This is a genomic window from Rhodococcus sp. USK13, from assembly GCF_018343855.1.
Classification (GTDB): domain Bacteria; phylum Actinomycetota; class Actinomycetes; order Mycobacteriales; family Mycobacteriaceae; genus Rhodococcus_F; species Rhodococcus_F oxybenzonivorans.
This window is the reverse complement of sequence record NZ_CP069242.1, coordinates 317622-336569: the sequence shown is the minus strand read 5'-3', so window position 1 is coordinate 336569 and position 18948 is coordinate 317622. Positions and strand designations below refer to the sequence as shown.

Here is an 18948-nt window from a genome sequence, read left to right as displayed (position 1 = left end):
TCAGGCAGTGGTGGCGAGGGCGGCGGCGAGACCGAAGGCCACCGCCATCGCCACCACCTCGACTGTGGCGCGCCGCAAGGAGTCGTCTGCGCTCATCCGGTGCGCGGCGGCTCGGCCGACCCAGGTGCGACGCCACCACCACCCCAGTGCGAGCAGTGCCGCGAGCACCACGGCCTTGGCGACCACGATGCGGCCGTAGCCGGTGTCGGTCAGGGCCGACACCCCGCCCAATCGGACAGCAGCGTCCACGACACCGGTCAGGGTGAGCAGACACACGCACCACACCGCGACGTCCGAGTACCGGGGCAGCCACCTCGACCAGTCCCCCCGTGAACGGAGCGTCAGTGCCAAGGCGGTCAGCAGACCGAACCAGGTGGCGGCTGCCAGGGCGTGAAGGGCGTCGAGTACCGAACCGAGGACCTGCTGCGACATGTGCCCGGTGACCGGGCGCGCGACGATGGCGAAGGCCGTCAAGACAGCGACCGCAACGGGAAGACGAGCCCCGGGATGCCGGAACGCGAACAGCGACCATGCGGTGACCGCGGCCGTGCACGCGAAGACGGCGAGGTCGATACGTCCGGCACTGATGTCGGTGACGTAGGCACCGAACCGGCCGACCGTCAATCCGGACAGGGGGAGGGCGTCGGCTTCCGCTGCCGTCATGGCGAACACGACCGCCTCGGCGGCCATCCACGATCCGGCCACGGCCGTCAACAGTCGCCACAGGTTGGCGTCCTGCACGAGGGGACGGGTGTCCGTCCGGCCCCACCACCCGAGTGCGGCCAGTCCCAGGACCACCGACCCCAGGATCACGCACAGAGCCCGCACAGCGCTCGATGGGCTGGGGTCTTCCGGTCGAGCCAGCGCCCACCCACCGGCAACACCCACGAGCGAGGTGGGCACGGCGAACAGCAGCCACCACTGCCGCGCCGTGCCCACCGTGCTCAGTTCCGCTCGCGCGGTGTGCGGAGCGCGAACCACAGCCCGGCACCGAACACGAGCACACCCGCGCCGACGAACGGCCACAACGGGATGCCTCCGGAGCCTGAATCACCTGAGCTGTCGGCGGGGGCGCCCGGTGTGCCCGACCCCGCCTGGGTGAGCGTGAACGTTCGGGTTCCGCTCACCGGATGTCCGTCGGCAGAGGTGACGCGGAAGGCGATGGTGTAGTCACCGGCCTGGCCCAGTTCACCGAGCTCCGCGCTCACGGTGGCCCCTTCGACCGAGGGGTCGCCCTTGGTCCACAGGTTGCCGTCGGGGCCCACCACGGTGAGCGACGCGAACGACTCCTGGAGCGCCTCGTTGAACGTGACACTCACCCGTTCGGGCGCTGCCGCGATCTGCGCACCGTTCTCCGGGTTGGAACTGAGCACCACCGAGTGGGCGGCGGCGGAGCCGACACCGAGCATGCTCGCCAGCATCGCCAGCAGTCCGACGGCGATCACCTTGGCCGAGGTGAGCGTTGCGCGCGCCATCATGAGCGACGACTTCGAACCAGTGCGCCGAGACCGAGGGCCGCACCCAGCGCGCCGAGGACGAGTCCGACGCCACCCAACCAACGGGCGGTGTCGTCGGTTCCCGCGGCCGCCACCTCGTGGTCATCGGCCGACGAGGACACGGCGTCGTGGCTGCCGTCTTCCCCGCTGGACGCCGCGAGGGTGAGCGTGGGTGCCGGCTTGTCCGGTTCGGCACCGTCCGGGCCGGCGGGCTGATCCCAGTTGACGACGTTGCCGTCGCTGTAGGTCTGTGCTGCCGGGAACGACACCTCGTCCTGTTCGGGCAGAGGTCCGGCCGACAGCACGAATTGCTGGAATTGGCCGGGTGCCACCCCGACACCGGGATCGGCCGTCCACGTCACCGAGGTCGCGAGCTTGGATCCCGGGTCCTTGGCGACGACGGCCGTCCAGCCCGGCAGCGGTTCGGTGCGAGCGGATTTGAGGCCGGGAAGTGTCACGGTGAGCGCGGTGGTGGACGCCGTTTCGGATTCGGTGGGCACCCGGAACGTCAGGACGGAGTAGCCGCCCTGTTCGGCGCCCGGAGCCGCGACCGTCACGTGTGCGGCGGCAACACCGGCCGTGAGCAGCATGGCAACACCGGCGGCGCCGGCGGTGAAAAGGGCACGCGAAACTAGGGAGTTCATCGAAGAAAGGTCCTTACTGGTCTGAAGGCGAAGTGAGATGAAGGTTCAGACCAGAACAGGGGGACCGCGACGGGAGATGCTCGCTCGGAGCAGTGCGTCGACGGGGTTTCTGCGGGGGACGGGGTGAGGGAGGGCAGCAGCGACCGCGACGGGTCGAGGTTCCCCGCGTAACACCACCCGCCATACGTGGACCAGCGAACGGTAGAGCTGTTCGGCGCTGGCAATGAGCAACGCGCAGACGACGGTGGCGGCTGCGTGCGCCAGCAGCATCGGAGCAGCGGGGAGAACTGCGTGCACGTGTGCTGTAGCTGCGAGCGTGAGGTGGCCGGCGACCTGTCCGAAACCGAGCGCGCCGAGAAGGGCCGAGTTGCTGTGGAAACGTGGCGGCAGGTTCGCGGTGATCGCGCCCACGCCGCTACAGGCGAGGAGCAGCAACGTCAGTGCTGCCGATGCGGGAAATCCGCCCCCACCCGCGCCGTGCGCCGCGACCGCGAGACCGGCCGAGAGCGCACCGACGGCCGCGCCTCTGAGGGTGGCGGTCGCGTCGGAGCGGGCGGGGGACATGAAAGTGCGTCGAAGTCGGTCAGCGCACGCCGAGGCGGGCGAGGAGATCCGCTTCGACACCGTCGAGTTCGGACGAGATGGCCTGGTGAGCGGCCTTCCGGCGCGCCTGGGGCATTTGTTCCGCCGCGCGGACGGCGGTATTCAGATCACCGAGGCGCTCGCGGATTGCGCCGGCGAACTTCTGCGTCTCGGCGTCGTCAGGCTTCTGACCGAGAATCTCGGTGGTGGAGCTTTCGGCACCGGCGATGCGGGCGCTGAGCTTGGCACCGTGACCGGTGAAGTTGGCGAGCTGGTCGATGCCGACGCCCATGCGATCGGCGCGCCTGGCGTCGATCTGGCCGCGCACGACGGTTGCGGCGCGGTAGACGATGGGAAGCAGCACGGGCGTGAGGAGCCGCGCGACACCGAGATACTTGCGAACGGAGGCTACGGTGAAGCCCTTCTGGGCGGCCGCCTTCTCCTGAGCTTTGAGGGTAGCGATCTGAGCCTTCTCGATCTTCTTCTGTGATTTCAGTTCGGCAGCTTCGAGCTTGCGCGCGGACTTGAACGCGGCCTTGTCCCGCCTGCGTTCGTTGCGTGCCTTCAGCTTCGCTTCCACTCCCGCCTTGTGCTTGAGTGCCTTCGCTTCTGCCTTACGGGTGGCTCGGGACTTACGTTTCTTCAACAACCCCATCGAAAAGACCCCTTTTCCTGGTGTTTCTGCGCAGCCCACGCTACCAACTGCATCCGGTGCTTCGGGATCAGCCTAGGGGAGCACATAATCTTCGTCATCGTGTGTTCCCATATCGGTCAGCAAACAGAACCCGGCGCCTCTCCCGGACAGGTGCCCGGGCCGGTGATCGATGCCAGCGCACTGACGCGGTGTCGTCACCGTGTGCATCTCGACGCAGCCTTCCCCGCCGCCCTGGCCGCTGCGCCGGAGGACATCGGCGTCCGTCAGCGGCAGGAAGCGGCCGCCGCCCGCCGCGAAGACATTCGTCGGCTTCTCGTCGAACACGATCCCGAGCGGTGGGTAGTGATCGACGCCGAACGCAGCATGCGCACTCGTGCCGAAGACACGGTGGCCGCGTGCAGGGCAGGCGCGGACCGGATCTGGGGCGCCGTGCTGCCGCTCGAACGGGACACCGGCCGCAAGGCCCGTTGCGAGATCCTCATCCGCGACTCGGACCGCGGCGGGTACATCCCCGTGATCGTCGTCAACCACAAGGTCACCGATCCCGGTCGAGGCGCGACGACGTCCGGCATGTTCGAGTGGGAGCCACGCGAGGATCCGAGCAGGAAGCCCCGCAGCCAGGTCCGCGACCAGATGCGTGTGGCACAGGTGTACCGGATGCTCGAGCGGCACGGGTTGGCCAGTCCGGCCCGCCTGGCCGGGGCGATCGGATACGGCTCCGACGTGATCTTCGTGCACGATCTCAGCACCATCCTCGCCGACTACGACGAGCGTTTCGCCGACCGACTGTCCGTGGCGCGGGGGGAATCGGCGACGGTGCCGTCCCGGATCGGCGAATGTCGGTCGTGCCCCTGGTGGCCCGGTTGCGAAGAACAGTTGACGCTGACGCACGACGTGAGCCTGGTGGCCACCGGGTCGCGGGCCGACATGCTGCGCGAGGCCGGTTGTCACACCATCGACGACCTTGCCGCCTGGGACCGCGAACCTCTCGAGGACTGGCCGCACGGTGCGTTCGAGGACGCTGTGGTGACCGCAAAAGCATGGCTGGCGGGTGCGCCACTGGTCCGGCGCTTTCCGCAGATCCGGGTAACCCGCGCCGACATCGAGATCGACGTCGACATGGAGAGCTACCAGGAACACGGTGCCTACCTGTGGGGAACGTTGCTCAATATGGACGGGGTGTCGGTATATCGACCATTCGTCAGCTGGGACCCCGTGCCGACACAGGACGAGGCGCGGTCATTCGCCGAGTTCTGGACGTGGCTGATGGCCGAACGGGAGGCTGCAGCCCTGAGCGGCAAGACGTTTGCCGCCTACTGTTATTCACGTGCGGCCGAGGACAAGTGGTTGCTCGATTCGGCCCGCCGATTCGCCGGAGTCCCGGGCATCCCCACCGAGGCCGAGATCCGCGAGTTCATCGACAGCCCGCAATGGGTCGACATCTATCAAGCGGTCAGCGATCAATTCATCTGCCCGGGGGGCAAGGGACTGAAGAAGATCGCTCCCGTCGCAGGTTTCAGGTGGCGTGACGCCGACGCCGGCGGTGAGGCCTCGATGAGTTGGTACCGCGAAGCCGTCGGCTACGACGGTGAACCCGACCTCACCCAGCGCGAGCGGCTCCTGCAATACAACGAAGACGATGTGATCGCCACGAAAGTGCTGCGGGAGTGGATGTCGGATCGGGCGGAGTCGGAGATCCCGCTGGCGTCGGACCTCTAGGCTGCAGTACGGGTCCAATTCGGTAGGGGTGGTCAGGTGGAAGTGCCGAAGACATCCACGACGCTGCGGTTCGCTCTGCTGCTCACCGCCGCCGGCGGCTTCCTCGACGCCTACACCTACATCAGCCGCGGCGGAGTTTTCGCGAACGCCCAGACCGGCAATGTCATCCTCATGGCCATCGACCTGTCGGAGCGGCACTTCCACGCCGCACGGGCACACCTGTGGCCGATCCTCGCCTTCATCGTCGGTGTCGCATTCGCACACCTACTCAAAGGCGAACTCGCCCACAGCGTCTTCGATCACCCCATCCGGATCGCCATGGTCGCGCAGATCGTCGTCCTCGTCGCGGTCGCGTTCGTTCCCGCGAACGTCCCCAACGCGGCGGTGACCGTACCAATCTCTTTCGTGGCGGCCATGCAGTTCGGTCTGTTCCGCACCATCGGCTCACTCTCGTACATCGCTGTCGCCACCACGGGAAACCTCATGCGCTTCACCGAGTCGGCGTACGCCGGATACATCGAGAAGGTCCCCGAATCGCGCCAGCACACGCGGGTGTACGCCGCCATCGTCGGCAGCTTCGCCGGTGGAGCCGTCCTCGGGGCATTCGCCACCCGCTACTTCGGTGGGTCGGCCGCGTGGATCCCGGCCGCCCTTCTGTGCGGAGCACTCGTGCTGTTCTACATCGACGACCGGCGACGCCGCCGACTCTGAGCGGATGTCGAAGTACCTGCACTCGCGGGCGGTGACGTCACCTACTCAGGCGTCGCGGGTCCGATCCACTCCGGATACTGCACGGCCACCGGCATGGTGGGGGGTTCGAATCCGGGTGGAGCGGCCAGAGTGCCCGAAGGGTTCTCAGTGAAGGCCGGAAACTGCTGCCGCCACCAATCGGTGCAGCCCCGGGGGATGACGTCCCCGTTCAACTCGCGCAGGTAGTGAAGTCTGGTGATCTTCCAATCGCCGAACACGTTCCATGTCGGTACTCGGTGTGCGCGCGGGTTCTTCCTGGCGGGGTCGGTATCCGGGATGCCAGCCGGCCCGGCGTCCACCCCGGCTCGCTCGAGTTCGAAACTGAACGCCATGCTGAGCGGATTGAGCGAAATATTCGTCGTATCGTTTTCCGGAAAAAGGTAGTAATGGCAGACCGTTGCCGCAACCGAAGTCTCGGTGGACTGATAGGCAGTGATGTGCCCGAAGATCGTTCCTGGAGCCTGCGTTTCGGTCTGTACCTTTAGCGAGGTCATGAAATATTCGATGTCGGGATCGCCGTGGTGGGCCTCGCCGCGCACCGCTCTACCGAATCCCGGATACGAGTTCTCGAGACCCACGAAGGCCGTGTATTCGCCGGCCTCGTAGGTGGCTCGTACCAATTCGGCACCCCGGCTGAACAGATCAACTCCCGGATCCGCTGACCAAACGTGGGAATACAATACTTCTCGGTCTTGCGCGCCTAGTGTAGGTGCCGGTTCAATATGAGGCTCGGTCCCGCATCCTGATGCGAAAATCAGTGTCGCCACCGCGCTGCACACGATCAGCGCGCCCCGGTCAACCGTCATTGCGGACCACATCGTCGTAGCCGTTTCGGACGCGCTCGCCGTTGCCGTCGGCAGGGTCTCCTAGCTGGTTGAACATGGTCTGGTAACCATCTTTCATTTTCGGAGCCATATCGGGATTCGACTGCACGTCATCCCAGGAAAGGAGATTGCCGGACCCGTCGAACGCCCACGGAAACTTCCGGGGGAACGATTCGGGAAGGACGGGTGCGACTTGGAGAATGTTGTAGTAATCGCGGTAGAAGTCGGGTGCTTCGAGGGCGACTGACGGTGCCGGACCCGGTGCCTTGCCGATGATGGCGTCCTTCAGAGGGTCGCCGCCCGCGTCGATCATGGTGTTGATGTATTCACCGCCTGGGAGTCTGTCTATTCCGAGGCCTCCGAGGCTCGTCAGGGCGCCGTACGCCGCTGCTTTGCGGTCGTAGATGGCTTGCGCCTGTTCGGCTTTGTCGCTGTAGCTGTCCTCGGTCGAGAGGAGTAGTCCTCTGTCCATGAGGCCGTGGATTCGACCCGCTGTGGAGAGGTCGCCACCGGAGAGGGGCGCCGAGGGGTCGTGCGCGTACCGACCCTCTGCGGCGAGGATTTCCTGCATCGACGACTGGGTGAAATGTGTTCCTGCCTCCGGGTCGGTGTTGAGGACCGCGAAAACGTTCGACGAGCCGCCGAAGTGGTTGTTGTCGGCGGGATCTGCCCAGGTGCCGATATCGAATCCGGGCGTCTCGGGCCTCCCGGCACCGGCGAGGTCTCCGACATACGGGCTCATGCTGTGGGACACGGTCCGAAGTAGGTCCGGGTTGACCTGCCCGACGGATTGGCCTTCGGTACCGGGAATGTTCCTCAGCGTGTCCCAGTCGGTGCTCATGTTTTCCGCGACGGCCGACATGATGCTCCCGGTGCGGGTGGCGGTGGCGACGTTCGCCGGGTTGTTCGTGTCTTCGACGGTTGCATCACTAGCCCCGAACTCGAAGAGCGTCGAGGCTGCCTGCCCGTTGTCGGACCAATTGTGGACCAGCACATCGCGTACCAGTCCTTGGCCGGTGTCGGGATGAGTGACCGCATTCTCGACGGCGATCTTGTCGTCCGCGACGGCGGCGAAGATACCTTCGGTGATGGCCGTGTTCTCGGTGCCGCGGCCGTCGACGGTGAAGTACTCGAACTTGTGATTGGGGTCCTGTTCGTGCGCGACCTGGGCGTCGAGGTACTGGCGACCTACGTCGAGTAGGTGCTGATCGAGGCCGCTGCCGACCTGGTACTGCGGATCACCGGCCTCGACGATCTTCGCAATGGCCTGATTGTCCGCGACACCGTTGAGTTCGACGCTGGAGGCGCCCGAGGAGCCCACCATCTTGAAGTCTCGGATGACTAGGTCGTCCCGGGTGAGCGATTCCCGCATCTTGTCCGGCAGCAGGGCTCCTCCGCCCTTGGTCGGCACCTCGGAGTCGCCGGTGACGGTGGCCGTGACTTTCTCGTTCGAGATGAGCTGGAGCGAGTTTGCGAGAGAGCGTTGGGCGTCGGGCGGCAGCTTCTCCATGATGTGCTGGATCTCTTGCGGACTCTTCCCGTCGAGCGACCGGCTCACCTGGTTCAGGTACTCCATCTGGGACGCGGGGATGGTAGCGGCATTTCCGCTGTTCACTGCATCGAGCTGTGCGGGCGTCAGGGCACCCGCCTCGCCCAGCCTCCGGACCTGCTCCGGGGTCAACCCGCCAGGGTCGGACACGAGGTCGGCCGCATCGGTGCGGCCCTGATCTGCACCGAGTGCGGCGGCAGACGTGAAGGCCGCCCGCAGGCCGTCACGTGCCGTGTTCAGGGCGTCCCGGACAGTTCTGTCGGCATTCACTGTCGCTGTCGCTGCGTCGGAGAGGTCGCGTTGCCAGGCGGCCATGTCGTTCGCTCGGTCGGTGTCCGCCTCGGAATTGATCGGATCCGTCACGACCAAGTCCTCGGATACGTGGAACTGGGCCGCTTCCGCGCCGACGATCGCCATACGGGCGCGTTGCAATGGCGCATCCACTTCGTGGAAACCCTGCTTCGCCCGGTTGGCGAGCGCCTCGAGGTGATCGACGAGGGCGAGGGCGGTTTTCTTGTCGGCATTCGCCCGACCCTGGGCGGCCTCCGCGGTTTTGCCCTCCCAGTATGCGTCGTTCACCTTCGTGACGCCGTCGACGTAGCGGCCGAACAGGTCCTCGACCTTGACGCCGAGCGCAATCCACGCGTCACCGACCTCGGTCAGCATCGACGGATCCCACGATTCGAGCTGTGTGCGGGTGACGGTCATCCTTCTGCGTTCCAGTCACCCGTGGCGTCTGTGTACGCAGCGACGAATCGGTCGGCGGACGCTTCGTCCTGATCCCGGTATTCCCGGGCGACGTTGATCATCACTTCACCGGTTTCGCCGAGACGCTCCTCGAGAGCGGGAACGAGGGACCCCTCGATGAGGTCACCCGAGATGCTGCACGCCTCGAGGACGGAACTCATGACGCCGCCCGGGCTCGACATGAAAGGGCCTGCCGCGGGGCCGACTCGTAAACTGCCCGCCTCCCCGGCCAGGCCGCGCAATACTGCCCCCAGCTTTTCGAGCTGGTCCAGATCAGCTTTCAACGCCCCCACAAAAGGCCCCCTTCGACTGCCGGCCACTTCGGCCGGCTCCCCCCACCGTCAGCGCTAGAGCCTAGCGGGCGGTGCGGCCGCGTACCCGAGGGAGTAGGCGCCGACCACCTTGGGAGTGGACTTCTCGTAGAAGACGTCGAGTTCCCGAATGTCGAAACCGGCGTCGCTGAGCAGGGCGGGGATGTCGCGGGTGAGGTGGCAACCACCGGCCACGGTCTTTTGGATGGGCTCCAGCCGGTGCTGCCATTTCTGGACCCCGGCGTCGGGGGCGAGGCCGTGCTCGACGAAATGCAGGGTTCCGCCCGGCCTCAGTACTCGGCGTACCTCACGCAGTGCGGCGTCGATATCGGGAATGGTGCACATCGTCCAGGTGGATAATGCACTGTCGAAGCTGTTGTCCAGGAACGGGAGCGACTGACCGTCGACACCGGCGCGGTCGACAGTTACCGGGGACCCGCTCAGCCTTTTCGCGGCCAGCTTCCAGCCGAGATCGGCTGGTTCGACGGCGCTCACGGAATCGAGATCCGGTGGATAGAACGGGACGTTGAGGCCAGAGCCGAAGCCGATCTCCACAACGCGACCGTGCAGTCCGGCGCAGACCCGTCGGCGCGTCGGTTCCGTGAATTTCAATCCACAGCTGATGTCGACGAGCCGCGGAACGATCCGGTCAGTGTAGAAACCCATGCCGTCCTCTCACGTGCGCTTCGCGCCCCGTGCGCGGTTGAAGAGTCCAGAGACTCGTTAACCGCGCACGGGCGGCGGAGCCGCCTACCGCGGGGCCATACGCAGCGCACCATCCATACGAATGGTCTCACCGTTGAGGTAGTCGTGTTCGACAATCATCTGAGCGAGCTGCGCGTATTCGGCGGGCTGGCCGAGGCGTGAGGGGAACGGGACCCCGGCCTCGAGTCCCTTGCGGTACTCGTCGGTGACGCCGGCGAGCATCGGGGTGTCGATGATGCCGGGGGCGATGGTGTTGACACGGATGCCGAACTGGGCGAGGTCGCGGGCGGCGGGGACGGTCATGCCATGCACACCACCCTTGGACGCGGAGTACGCAATCTGGCCGATCTGGCCCTCGAACGCGGCGACGGATGCGGTGTTGATGATGACGCCGCGCTGCCCGGACTCGTCGACGGTGTCGGTCTTGGAGATGGCGTCGGCGGCCAGCCGCATGACGTTGAACGTGCCGAGCAGGTTGACGGTGATGACCGTGCGGAACAGTTCGAGGTCGTGGGGGCCCTTCTTCGACAGGATGCGGCCCGCCCAGCCGACACCGGCACAGTTGACGACGATGCGCAGCGGCAGTCCCGATTCGACGATCTTCTCGACTGCGGCCTGGACCTCGTCGCCGCTGGTGACGTCGGTGGCGAGGAGGGTCACGCCGTCCGGGACGGTGTCGCCTGCCCGCTCGATGGACTGCTGCAGGTCCAATCCGAACACGGTGGCTCCGGCGTCGACGAGGCGCTTGGCGGTGGCGGCACCGAGGCCCGACGCTGCTCCCGTGACCAGTGCGGCGGTTCCCTGAATTTCCACTGTTCGAATCCTTCTCTCCGGCGACCCGAGTTGGTCAACCCTGGTGACCTGCACCATAACGCGGCCAGCTCATGGCAGCAGAGGCAAGGTGTGCCCGACCGGCTACTCCGTGGACTTCCCGGAATCCGCTCGCAGGTAGCGGCACCCTGTTCGACCGCTGACCAGTGCGGCTCGCGCTGTGCCGAGACGAATCTCGTTGCCGTCACCGCTGTGGAGTCGCACGTTGTGGTCTCCCGGTCGATCTGCCCGTACCTCGATGTCCGCTAATCCATGTACCGACGCGATGTCTCGAGCCACCTGGAGCACCGCCGGCCACTCGGCGTCGGGGATGGGACTCGTCGAGTACATGTCGGGAAGAAAGACCGACATCCCCGCGGTACTCGCAAACGGCGCTGGGCAGCTTCCCTGAGTCCGCTCGCCCGCCGACACCCAGCGAAGCGTGGGCACGATGGTTGCGGCGGCGTCAGCGATCTGGTGCACCACGCTCGCGACCGTCGCTTCCGTGTCCTCGAGCGGAGGCCACTGGCGCATCCGCCCCTCTGCGGCCGCAATGTCGGCGGCAGTGCCGTTGTACGGGTTGTCTGTCATTGCACTCCCACATCCTGTGACGGCAGCAGATCCCGTGACGGCCGTCAAAAAAATTCCCACGGCAATTGCGGCGGCCCGGTGAGCCGGGCGACGGCGGTCGGCAATCACCGAACCACCCTCTCCGGCAGCCCGGCCACGATTGCCGACATGTTGTACTCCGACATGGTTCCCCGGTGCGGATACTCGCTGTGCCCCAGAGCGCCGTCGCGAAAAATTCCGTCCGGGCTCATTCCCTCGTCGACCGAGAGGTGTTCGAAACTTGCAGTACCCGGATCTGGGCCGAACCTGTGCGTCTTGCCTACCTCGGTGACGAACCGGTCGTCGGCGGCTTCCATCACGTATCCGTGCCCGTCGCGCAGCCCGAGGTCGGACTCGTCATCGGCGTTGACGCCAGGGGAACCGTAGAACACTGCGTCATCGACCGGCTGGCCGGGGCCGGGATCCTGGAGTGCCAGGCCAGTCGTGTAGGAACCATACGAATGTCCGAGTGCGGTGAGGTGCGGATCCGGTTGTCGAGAGGCGACATTCACTCCTTCATAGAAGGCGGCGAGCTTGACCGCTCCGGCAGCGGCCCGGTCGCTCTGTGTCACATCCAGCATGCCTCGAACCGTGTCGAAAGTCCCCGGTCCCATTGTCTGCGGCGGCTCGTATCCCAACCACGCGATCGTCGCGACCGTCTCGTCGTGCCGGCCCTGAAGACGCAACTGCTCGACGCTGGTGTCTCCCAACGAACGTGCCTCGCCGACCATTCCCTCGAACGAGTCGACGATGGTGGTGTTCAGTCCGGGCGTCGTCACCGAAATGTGCTCGGCGGTATCGGGGTCACCCACCGCGAAGGCCGCCATGCCCCGCTCTCCAGATTTCAGGTCGAGCAGCATCAGCCGGCCGTCCGGATTCTTCGCGACGACCTGCTCGAGTGTGCGCAGATCGCTCAGCTTCTGTTCGGTGTACCACAGCGCCGCATCATCATTGGTGAATGCGCCCCCGAACGGAGCGTCGTCGACGATCGACTGCAGCCGGTCGCGTTCTGCTGTCAGCCGGACCCGTTCGTCGTCGAACTGGTTGACGTTCGCCTGATGCCGCGCCGCAGAGGGGAGGCCGTCACTGCTTCCGACCCACTCGGGATGGCGCTCGAGTATTTCCCTGCGTTGCGACTCCGGCATTGCGTCCCAATATTTCCGGTTTTCCAGCGGGGAGGCGTTCTGCGGTGGCGCCGGGGCAGACAGTCTGCCCTGCTGATCGGCTGCTTTGAAGCCTCCGGCGCCCCGATCTCCGATGCCACCGCTCATCGCGTGTGTGAGCACGTGGGCTGCGTCGACGTCGATGCCCTCGGCCTCGAGTATCAGCGCCCGCGCATTCGCCTCGAGGTCGGCTCTGCGGGCGGCCCGAACTATGGACTCGTGCTGCCGCCGTTCGGAAGAATTCGGCGCATCGGTGACCGCGCCGGCATCGGACACAACGAACGCATTGTCGTCGGCCGTAGCCATCAGCGCGGCGACCTCGAGTTGGACATGCAGAACAGCGTCGAACGTGTCCGCCGTGACCCGCCGAACCGCGCCGATCACCGCACTCTCGTCGGCGAGGTCCTGCACTGCCACCTGAAAAGCACGTCGTGCTGCCTGCGAGGCTTCGCCCTCCCAACCGCGCAGATCACCGAGTTCGGTAATCCGCCGCCGCACGTCGTCGATGGCGGTGATGCGTGCCGACAGAGCCTGTTCCAACTGTTCGAGCGCGACGGTGTCCCACTCACGAATCATCTTCAGATCCACGGTCCCCCCGGGTGCCACTGTGCACGTAAGGTAGCGGAGCACGAGCGGATTCGTAAAGGGGGATGTCGTGGGGGAGTGGCAAACTGTGAACGTCGATGTCGTGGAACTGCGTCTCGCAGCAGGGCAGATGGAGGGGATGTTCACGGAGGCGAATACGGCGCTCGCGGCCACCGACGGGGTGATCGCCCGGTCATCTGCGGCGTGGGCTGCCACGTCGCGGGCGGCTTTCCCGCAGTTCTGCGCTTATCTCGATACGCGGCGAGAGGCGCTTCTCGGCGACCTCGCCAGAATCGCCGACAACCTCGCCGGTGCAGCCGCTCGCTATGACGGGCAGGACAGGGCCACTACCGACACCGTGTCGCGCGTCCTCTCCTGAGTGCGGAGAAGAGCCCGGATACCGTACTGTTCGCGGATACAGTGGGCGCGATGAGTTTCGAACGGCTCGATGGTCTATCCCTTCGTCATCCCCGTAACGAAAAAGAGGAGTGAGTCCCGTGCGCGTTGTGATCATGGACTTCATCAGTTTGGACGGTGTCGTGCAGGCGCCCGGCGGCCCGGAGGAGGACACCGACGGTGGTTTCGCCCACGGCGGCTGGTCGCATCCGTTCTTCGATCCGGAGGCGATGGGCAACGCTTTCGCCGACGCGTTGAGCGGGGCGAAGGCGTTGCTGTTCGGGCGGCGCACATGGCAGACGATGGCCGCGGCGTGGCCGGAGCGGGCAGGCGATCCGTTCGCCGACCAGATGAACGCCATCTCGAAGTATGTGGTGTCCTCGACACTCGGCGACGACGAGCTGACCTGGGAGAACACCACCCGCATTCCCGGTGACGAGGCTGTCGCAGAAATCCGGAAGCTGCGGGAGGGCGGTGACGGCTCGCTGCTGGTGATGGGAAGCGCCACACTGGCGCGGACCCTCCTGAGTGAAGGCCTGTTCGACGAGCTGCGTCTCATGATCGAGCCGGTGATCCTCGGCGGCGGCAAGTCGATCTTCCCCGAGAACGGCGGGCTCCGGACTCTCGAGCTGGTCTCCTCGGTCACGAGCAACACGGGCGTGCACGTGTGCACCTACCGGCCTGTGGAGTAGCCGGGTAGGTTGTCTTCGCGTGCGCACGGGAGGCGCAGGCAAAACGGTGGGGGGACGGATGACCGGGAATCAGATGGAAGTCGATCGCGAGGCGCTGCTGCGCTGCATCGCGGCGTGTGACGCGCTGGCGTCGGACATGGCGGAGTTGCGACTGCGGGCCTACCGGGAACTCGCGCCCGACAACTTCGGTTTGGGCGAAACGCATCTGCGGTCGGCGGCGGCGCTGGCCGAGCGCTTTCGGGCGACGGCCGTGGGCGGTTCCGGTGTGGCGTACGAGAACACCGCGGTCGGTGTTCTCGCCGCGCACGAACGCCACGCCGCGGCGATGAAGGCGACGTTCGAGGCGACGCTGGCCCGCTACGACGAACAGGACGCCGCGACCGCGGCACAAGTGAACAGTGCCGGTCTCTAGCTCGGCAGATCAGTGGATGTGTTTCTGCCAGTCCTGCGGCACGCGGTCGGCGGGGCCCGGAATGGTCTGCTCGAGCGGATGATGTTGCGGTGCAGCCAGTTCGGGGCCCTGGAACACTTGATCGGTGGCATAGTTCCAGAACCACGATTCGCCGGGCTCGAAGCTTTGCACCACCGGGTGACCGGTGTCGGCGGCGTGCCGGCTGGCGTGCTGCGCCGGCGAGGAGTCACAGCATCCGACGTGTCCGCACAGTGCGCAGCGCCGCAGGTGAACCCACCACCCACCGGCGGCGTCGCATTCGACGCAACCGGTACCGCTCGGTGCGACGCTCGTGTCGATGCCTTCCACTTCACCCATGCGAGTCTCCTTCCATCGCTGTCACTTCCGGCTCGATCGGGATGCGAACCTGGAAGCGGGTATCACCCGGCTCGGAGTGAACGCGGAGATCGCCGCGGTGTTTCTTCACCACGATGCGCCAGGAGATGTCGAGGCCCAGGCCGGTGCCTTCTCCGACGGGCTTCGTGGTGAAGAAGGGCTCGAAGATACGCGAGCGGATCTCTTCCGGCACACCGGGACCGGTGTCGCCGATCTCGATGAGCGCCATGTCGCCGTCCCGCCGGGTGCGGACGGTGAGAGTGCCGTGCCCCTGCATCGCGGCGACGGCATTGTCGATGAGGTTCGTCCACACCTGGTTGAGTTCCGCCGCATAGGCAGGAACCTGAGGCAGGGAAGCGTCGTAGTCCTTCACCACCGCGACCGAGTCGCCGATCTTGCGTCCCAGCATCACCAGCGAACTGTCGAGCAATTCGCGAAGGTCGACGCGCTGGTATGGGGCACGGTCCATCTGCGAATACTGCTTCGCGGCATTCACCAGAGTCGACACCCGGGCGGTCGAATCGGCGATCTCGTTCATCAGAAGCTCTGTCTCGATGGTGTAGTTGAGCCACCGGATCGTGCTCTCGACCACCGCGTCGTCGTCGACGCTCGCCACGATCCGCTCGAGCCAGGGGATGTCGAGGCCTGCCTGCACGAACGTGGGAGCGAGGTCCCAGCCGCCGGAGACGCCATGCGTGTCGAACCAGTCGCCGAGCTGGTCTTCGCGATCCGCGGCTTCCAGCGGTGTGAGTGTGGGGGCTTTCGCGACCAGTTCCGCCGCTTCCTCCTGTAACCGGATCAGTGTCGCGAGTGCCTGCCGGTCGTACACCCCGGACGCGATGACACCGAGCTTCTGCCGCATGTGCGACACCCGGTCGCGGAGCGAGGCCGTCGCCCGTACTGCGGCGGCCGCCGGGTTGTTGAGCTCGTGCGTCAGTCCCGCAGACAGTGAGCCGAGGGCGAGGAGCCGCTCGCGCTGGTCGACGATCTGACGGGAGTTCTCAGTGCCGAAGAACAACCCTTCGAGCAGGTGAACTGCCATCGGGAACCACTCGTGCATCAGGGCACCGAAGCGGTCGGCGTCCAACACGAAGAACCGGGACGGCGTCGTGACCCGCAACGATGCCGTGTACGTCTGAGGTGCGCGATCGCCGAGATACGACTGCCACGCCCCGGCATACACGCCGCGCTGAGAGGTTCGGTTGACCTCGATCTCCTCGCCCCCGGACAACTTGCCGAGGACCAGTTCGCCGTCCATCAGCACGTAGAAGCAGGTCGCGGCATCGCCCTCGGCGAAGACGGGACCCGGTTCGATCAGCTCGACGCGACCGCTTCCGCACAGCTGGCCGAGCTGGCGATCGTCGAGTTTCTCGAACAGGAAGAGCGTTCTGAGCTCTTCCGGGGAACAGGAAAGTGTGGTCACGGTCTGCCCCCGATCACGGTTGTCCGATGTAGCGGTGCACGAGCATGACAGCCATCGCCCCTTCACCGACTGCCGACGCCACCCGTTTGGCCGACTCCGACCGAACGTCGCCCGCGGCGAAGATTCCGGGGACGCTGGTTTCGAGGTGGTGCGGTAGCCGGTCGAGTGGCCAGCCGCTCGGCGCCTTCCCGTCCACGACGAGATCCGGGCCGGACACCACGAATCCGTGCTCGTCGCGAATCACCACACCGTCGAGCCACTCGGTGCGCGGGGCGGCCCCGATGAACAGGAAGAGGAACCCGGCATCGACGGTCTCCTCGTACCCACCCGCATTGTCGCGCAGCCGGATCCTCTCGAGGTGGCCGTCCCCTTCCACTCCGACCACCTCGGTGCACGGCCGGACGCGTATTCGCGGGTTCTGCTGAATCTGCTGGATCAGGTAATACGACATCGAGTCTTCGAGCGACTTCGCCCGGACCACGATCGTGACGGTGCGCGCGCCCCGCGCCAGGTACATCGCGGCCTGCCCCGCAGAGTTGGCGCCGCCGACGATGTACACATCCTGATCCGCGCAGCGGGCCGCCTCGGTGACGGCCGACCCGTAGAAGACCCCACGTCCGGTGAGCTCGTCGATCCCGGGCGCGGGGTGGCGCCGATAGGAGACCCCGGTGGCCAGAATCACGGTATGCGCGTCGATGGTGTGGCCGTCGGCGAATCGCACCGTGCGCGCCGAGCCGTTCACCTCGAGAGCCACCACGTCGCGCGTGGTGATCAGCTCGGCCCCGAACCGAGTTGCCTGCCGACGGGCGCGGTCGGCCAGCTGAGCGCCGGACACGCCGTCGGGGAATCCGAGGTAGTTCTCGATACGGCTGCTCTGACCCGCCTGCCCGCCGGTTGCCGTCCGCTCGACGAGCGCGGTGCGCAAACCTTCGGAGGCGCCGTAGACCGCGGCGCCCAGCCCGGCGGGACCGCCTCCGACGACGACGAGATCGTAAAAGTTCTCCGACGGCGACGTCCGTAACCCCAGCCGATTGCCCAGCTCGGTGTCGGCCGGCTCGACCAGGACGTCACCGTCCGGGCAGATGACGACAGGCAACCGAAGTCCGTCGGCACCTGCGGCGGCGAGAAGTCGCTCGCCTTCCGGTTCGTCCGACATGTACCAGCGATACGAGAGTTGGTTGCGTGCGAGGAACTCGCGCACCTCCGACGACCGGGCCGCCCAACGGTGGCCGATCACCTTGGTTTCCTCCACCGGGTGCCGCTCCGACGACGCCCAGGCGTCGAGCAGCGCGTCGACCACCGGATACAGCTTCTCCTCCGGCGGATCCCAGGGTTTGAGCAGGTAGTAGTCGAGGTCGATCACGTTGATCGCCTCGATCGCCGCATCGGTGTCCGCGTATGCGGTGAGCAGCACGCGCCGGGCCACCGGGTAGAGGTCCATGGCCTTCTCGAGGAACTCGATTCCGCTCATGGCCGGCATGCGGTAATCGGCGAGAATGACCGCGACGGGGTCGCCGCGCAGTTTCAGCTCGCGCAGCGCTTCCAGTGCGGATTCGCCGGACTCGGCGCGGATGATGCGGTACTTCTCGCCGTACCGGCGCCGCAAGTCCCGCGCGACGGCGCGAGACACTCCAGGATCGTCGTCGACTGTGAGAAGCGCGGGTTTGGCGCTCGCAACGGGATGGTTCACACACGCCTCTCGTCCGCGGAGAACATAGAGCAACTTTCGCGTCGAGTATCGCCCGTACTGCGTGACCTTGTCGACTCACCGGGAAGGCGCCGGACTGCGGTCAGTGCAGCAACTCCTGATCCTTCACCGGAGCGTGCGTCCGGCGACGGGACCACACGGTACGACCCGCTGCGACAGCGACGGCGGTGACGACGACGGCGCCGGCCGCGAGTGGGCCCGCCGCGCTGCCCGGTAGCAGACCTCCCAGCAGTAACCAGGCCCCGAAGGCGAAGAACGACACCGCGGCGCCGATCCGGATGACTCTCTCCGGCAGGTGCTTGCCCAGGACCGCGCCGAGCAGGATGGCCAGGGCGTCGGCCGCCACCATGCCGACAGTCGAGCCGATCCACACGCCGACCGTGTCGTGGTCGGTGGCGAGGGTGATGGTGGCGAGCATCGTCTTGTCGCCCAGTTCGGCGAGGAAGAAAGCGGATGTCACCGCCAGAAGCGCGGAACGGGCGGTGCGGCCGGCCTTGAGTTGCTCCTCGTCGCTGAGGCGGTCACCGCGCAGTGTCCACGCACCGAAGATCAGGAACGCGACCCCACCGACCACACTGATCGCGCCGGTGGGAAGGGCGACTCCGAGGCTGTGACCCACGGCGATCGACACCAGATGCACCACCGTCGTCGCGACCGTGATGCCCGAGATCACCACCCACCACCGGTAGCGCAGCGCGAACGTCATCGCCATCAGCTGGGATTTGTCACCCAGTTCGGCGACGAAGATCACCCCGAAACTCAGCAGCACCGCGGCCAGCACAACATCCTCCTA

21 protein-coding genes are annotated in these 18948 nt (G+C 66.2%); 5 read left to right on the top strand and 16 right to left on the bottom strand.

Features of this window, described 5'->3' with window-relative positions; translation table 11 throughout:
- The 5 genes from JQT59_RS04350 to JQT59_RS04330 are packed head-to-tail and all read right to left on the bottom strand — an operon-like array spanning position 1 to position 3377.
- Positions 1 to 939, bottom strand: a complete 939-nt coding sequence (locus tag JQT59_RS04350; protein WP_213577422.1) for a CopD family protein — start codon at positions 937 to 939, stop codon at positions 1 to 3.
- A 5-nt stretch (positions 940 to 944) separates the two neighbouring features.
- Positions 945 to 1478, bottom strand: coding sequence for a copper resistance CopC family protein (locus tag JQT59_RS04345; protein ID WP_213574827.1), 534 nt, complete (start codon positions 1476 to 1478; stop codon positions 945 to 947).
- Entirely contained in the window at positions 1475 to 2140 is a 666-nt protein-coding gene (locus tag JQT59_RS04340) for a YcnI family copper-binding membrane protein (RefSeq protein WP_213574825.1), read from the bottom strand. Before JQT59_RS04340 ends, JQT59_RS04345 begins: the two co-directional genes overlap by 4 nt.
- 45 nt (positions 2141 to 2185) lie before the next feature.
- Positions 2186 to 2704 carry a hypothetical protein gene (locus JQT59_RS04335; protein ID WP_213574823.1) on the bottom strand — a complete coding sequence of 173 codons (519 nt, stop codon included), beginning with the start codon at positions 2702 to 2704 and terminating at the stop codon, positions 2186 to 2188.
- 19 nt (positions 2705 to 2723) lie between these two features.
- The gene (locus JQT59_RS04330; protein ID WP_159918729.1) at positions 2724 to 3377 is read right to left on the bottom strand and encodes a DUF6474 family protein; all 654 of its coding nucleotides are present in this window, start codon (positions 3375 to 3377) and stop codon (positions 2724 to 2726) included.
- A gap of 162 nt (positions 3378 to 3539) precedes the next feature.
- Here JQT59_RS04330 and JQT59_RS04325 point away from each other — a divergent pair, with 162 nt between their 5' ends.
- A complete protein-coding gene (locus JQT59_RS04325) occupies positions 3540 to 5096 on the top strand; it encodes a TM0106 family RecB-like putative nuclease (protein ID WP_213574821.1) in 1557 nt (518 codons plus the stop codon).
- 36 nt (positions 5097 to 5132) lie between these two features.
- Positions 5133 to 5807 carry a YoaK family protein gene (locus tag JQT59_RS04320; protein WP_213574819.1) on the top strand — a complete coding sequence of 225 codons (675 nt, stop codon included), beginning with the start codon at positions 5133 to 5135 and terminating at the stop codon, positions 5805 to 5807.
- 41 nt (positions 5808 to 5848) lie between these two features.
- On the opposite strand, the gene JQT59_RS04315 is transcribed toward JQT59_RS04320, so the two are convergent.
- The 7 genes from JQT59_RS04315 to JQT59_RS04285 all read right to left on the bottom strand — a co-directional run bounded on the left by JQT59_RS04315 (position 5849) and on the right by JQT59_RS04285 (position 13140).
- Complete coding sequence (locus JQT59_RS04315) at positions 5849 to 6652, bottom strand: hypothetical protein (protein WP_213574817.1); 804 nt, start codon at positions 6650 to 6652, stop codon at positions 5849 to 5851.
- Positions 6642 to 8927, bottom strand: a complete 2286-nt coding sequence (locus tag JQT59_RS04310) for a TPR repeat domain-containing protein (protein WP_213574815.1) — start codon at positions 8925 to 8927, stop codon at positions 6642 to 6644. The genes JQT59_RS04315 and JQT59_RS04310 overlap by 11 nt, the downstream gene beginning before the upstream one ends.
- A complete protein-coding gene (locus JQT59_RS04305; RefSeq protein WP_213574813.1) occupies positions 8924 to 9259 on the bottom strand; it encodes a hypothetical protein in 336 nt (111 codons plus the stop codon). The genes JQT59_RS04310 and JQT59_RS04305 overlap by 4 nt, the downstream gene beginning before the upstream one ends.
- Before the next feature lie 54 nt (positions 9260 to 9313).
- Positions 9314 to 9943 (bottom strand): class I SAM-dependent methyltransferase, encoded by a 630-nt coding sequence (locus JQT59_RS04300; protein ID WP_213574811.1) that lies wholly within the window; start codon positions 9941 to 9943, stop codon positions 9314 to 9316.
- Between the two features lie 84 nt (positions 9944 to 10027).
- A complete protein-coding gene (locus tag JQT59_RS04295; protein WP_213574809.1) occupies positions 10028 to 10795 on the bottom strand; it encodes an SDR family NAD(P)-dependent oxidoreductase in 768 nt (255 codons plus the stop codon).
- A 102-nt stretch (positions 10796 to 10897) separates the two neighbouring features.
- The gene (locus JQT59_RS04290) at positions 10898 to 11383 is read right to left on the bottom strand and encodes an LppA family lipoprotein (protein ID WP_213574807.1); all 486 of its coding nucleotides are present in this window, start codon (positions 11381 to 11383) and stop codon (positions 10898 to 10900) included.
- A gap of 104 nt (positions 11384 to 11487) precedes the next feature.
- Complete coding sequence (locus tag JQT59_RS04285; RefSeq protein WP_249354108.1) at positions 11488 to 13140, bottom strand: alpha/beta hydrolase; 1653 nt, start codon at positions 13138 to 13140, stop codon at positions 11488 to 11490.
- Between the two features lie 79 nt (positions 13141 to 13219).
- Here JQT59_RS04285 and JQT59_RS04280 point away from each other — a divergent pair, with 79 nt between their 5' ends.
- The 3 genes from JQT59_RS04280 to JQT59_RS04270 all read left to right on the top strand — a co-directional run bounded on the left by JQT59_RS04280 (position 13220) and on the right by JQT59_RS04270 (position 14649).
- Positions 13220 to 13528, top strand: a complete 309-nt coding sequence (locus tag JQT59_RS04280; protein ID WP_213574805.1) for a type VII secretion target — start codon at positions 13220 to 13222, stop codon at positions 13526 to 13528.
- 118 nt (positions 13529 to 13646) lie between these two features.
- On the top strand, positions 13647 to 14237 hold the full coding sequence (locus JQT59_RS04275) for a dihydrofolate reductase family protein (RefSeq protein WP_213574803.1): 591 nt from the start codon (positions 13647 to 13649) through the stop codon (positions 14235 to 14237).
- Positions 14238 to 14295: 58 nt separating this feature from the next.
- Positions 14296 to 14649 carry a hypothetical protein gene (locus JQT59_RS04270; RefSeq protein ID WP_213574801.1) on the top strand — a complete coding sequence of 118 codons (354 nt, stop codon included), beginning with the start codon at positions 14296 to 14298 and terminating at the stop codon, positions 14647 to 14649.
- A 9-nt stretch (positions 14650 to 14658) separates the two neighbouring features.
- Here JQT59_RS04270 and JQT59_RS04265 read toward each other — a convergent pair whose 3' ends face one another.
- From JQT59_RS04265 to JQT59_RS04250, 4 genes are all read right to left on the bottom strand, one after another.
- Positions 14659 to 15006 (bottom strand): UBP-type zinc finger domain-containing protein, encoded by a 348-nt coding sequence (locus JQT59_RS04265; RefSeq protein ID WP_159918760.1) that lies wholly within the window; start codon positions 15004 to 15006, stop codon positions 14659 to 14661.
- A complete protein-coding gene (locus JQT59_RS04260) occupies positions 14999 to 16447 on the bottom strand; it encodes an ATP-binding protein (protein ID WP_213574799.1) in 1449 nt (482 codons plus the stop codon). The genes JQT59_RS04265 and JQT59_RS04260 overlap by 8 nt, the downstream gene beginning before the upstream one ends.
- 13 nt (positions 16448 to 16460) lie before the next feature.
- Positions 16461 to 18137 carry an NAD(P)/FAD-dependent oxidoreductase gene (locus JQT59_RS04255; protein ID WP_109334799.1) on the bottom strand — a complete coding sequence of 559 codons (1677 nt, stop codon included), beginning with the start codon at positions 18135 to 18137 and terminating at the stop codon, positions 16461 to 16463.
- A gap of 100 nt (positions 18138 to 18237) precedes the next feature.
- The gene (locus JQT59_RS04250; protein ID WP_213574797.1) at positions 18238 to 18936 is read right to left on the bottom strand and encodes a TMEM165/GDT1 family protein; all 699 of its coding nucleotides are present in this window, start codon (positions 18934 to 18936) and stop codon (positions 18238 to 18240) included.
- Positions 18937 to 18948: the final 12 nt, after the last annotated feature.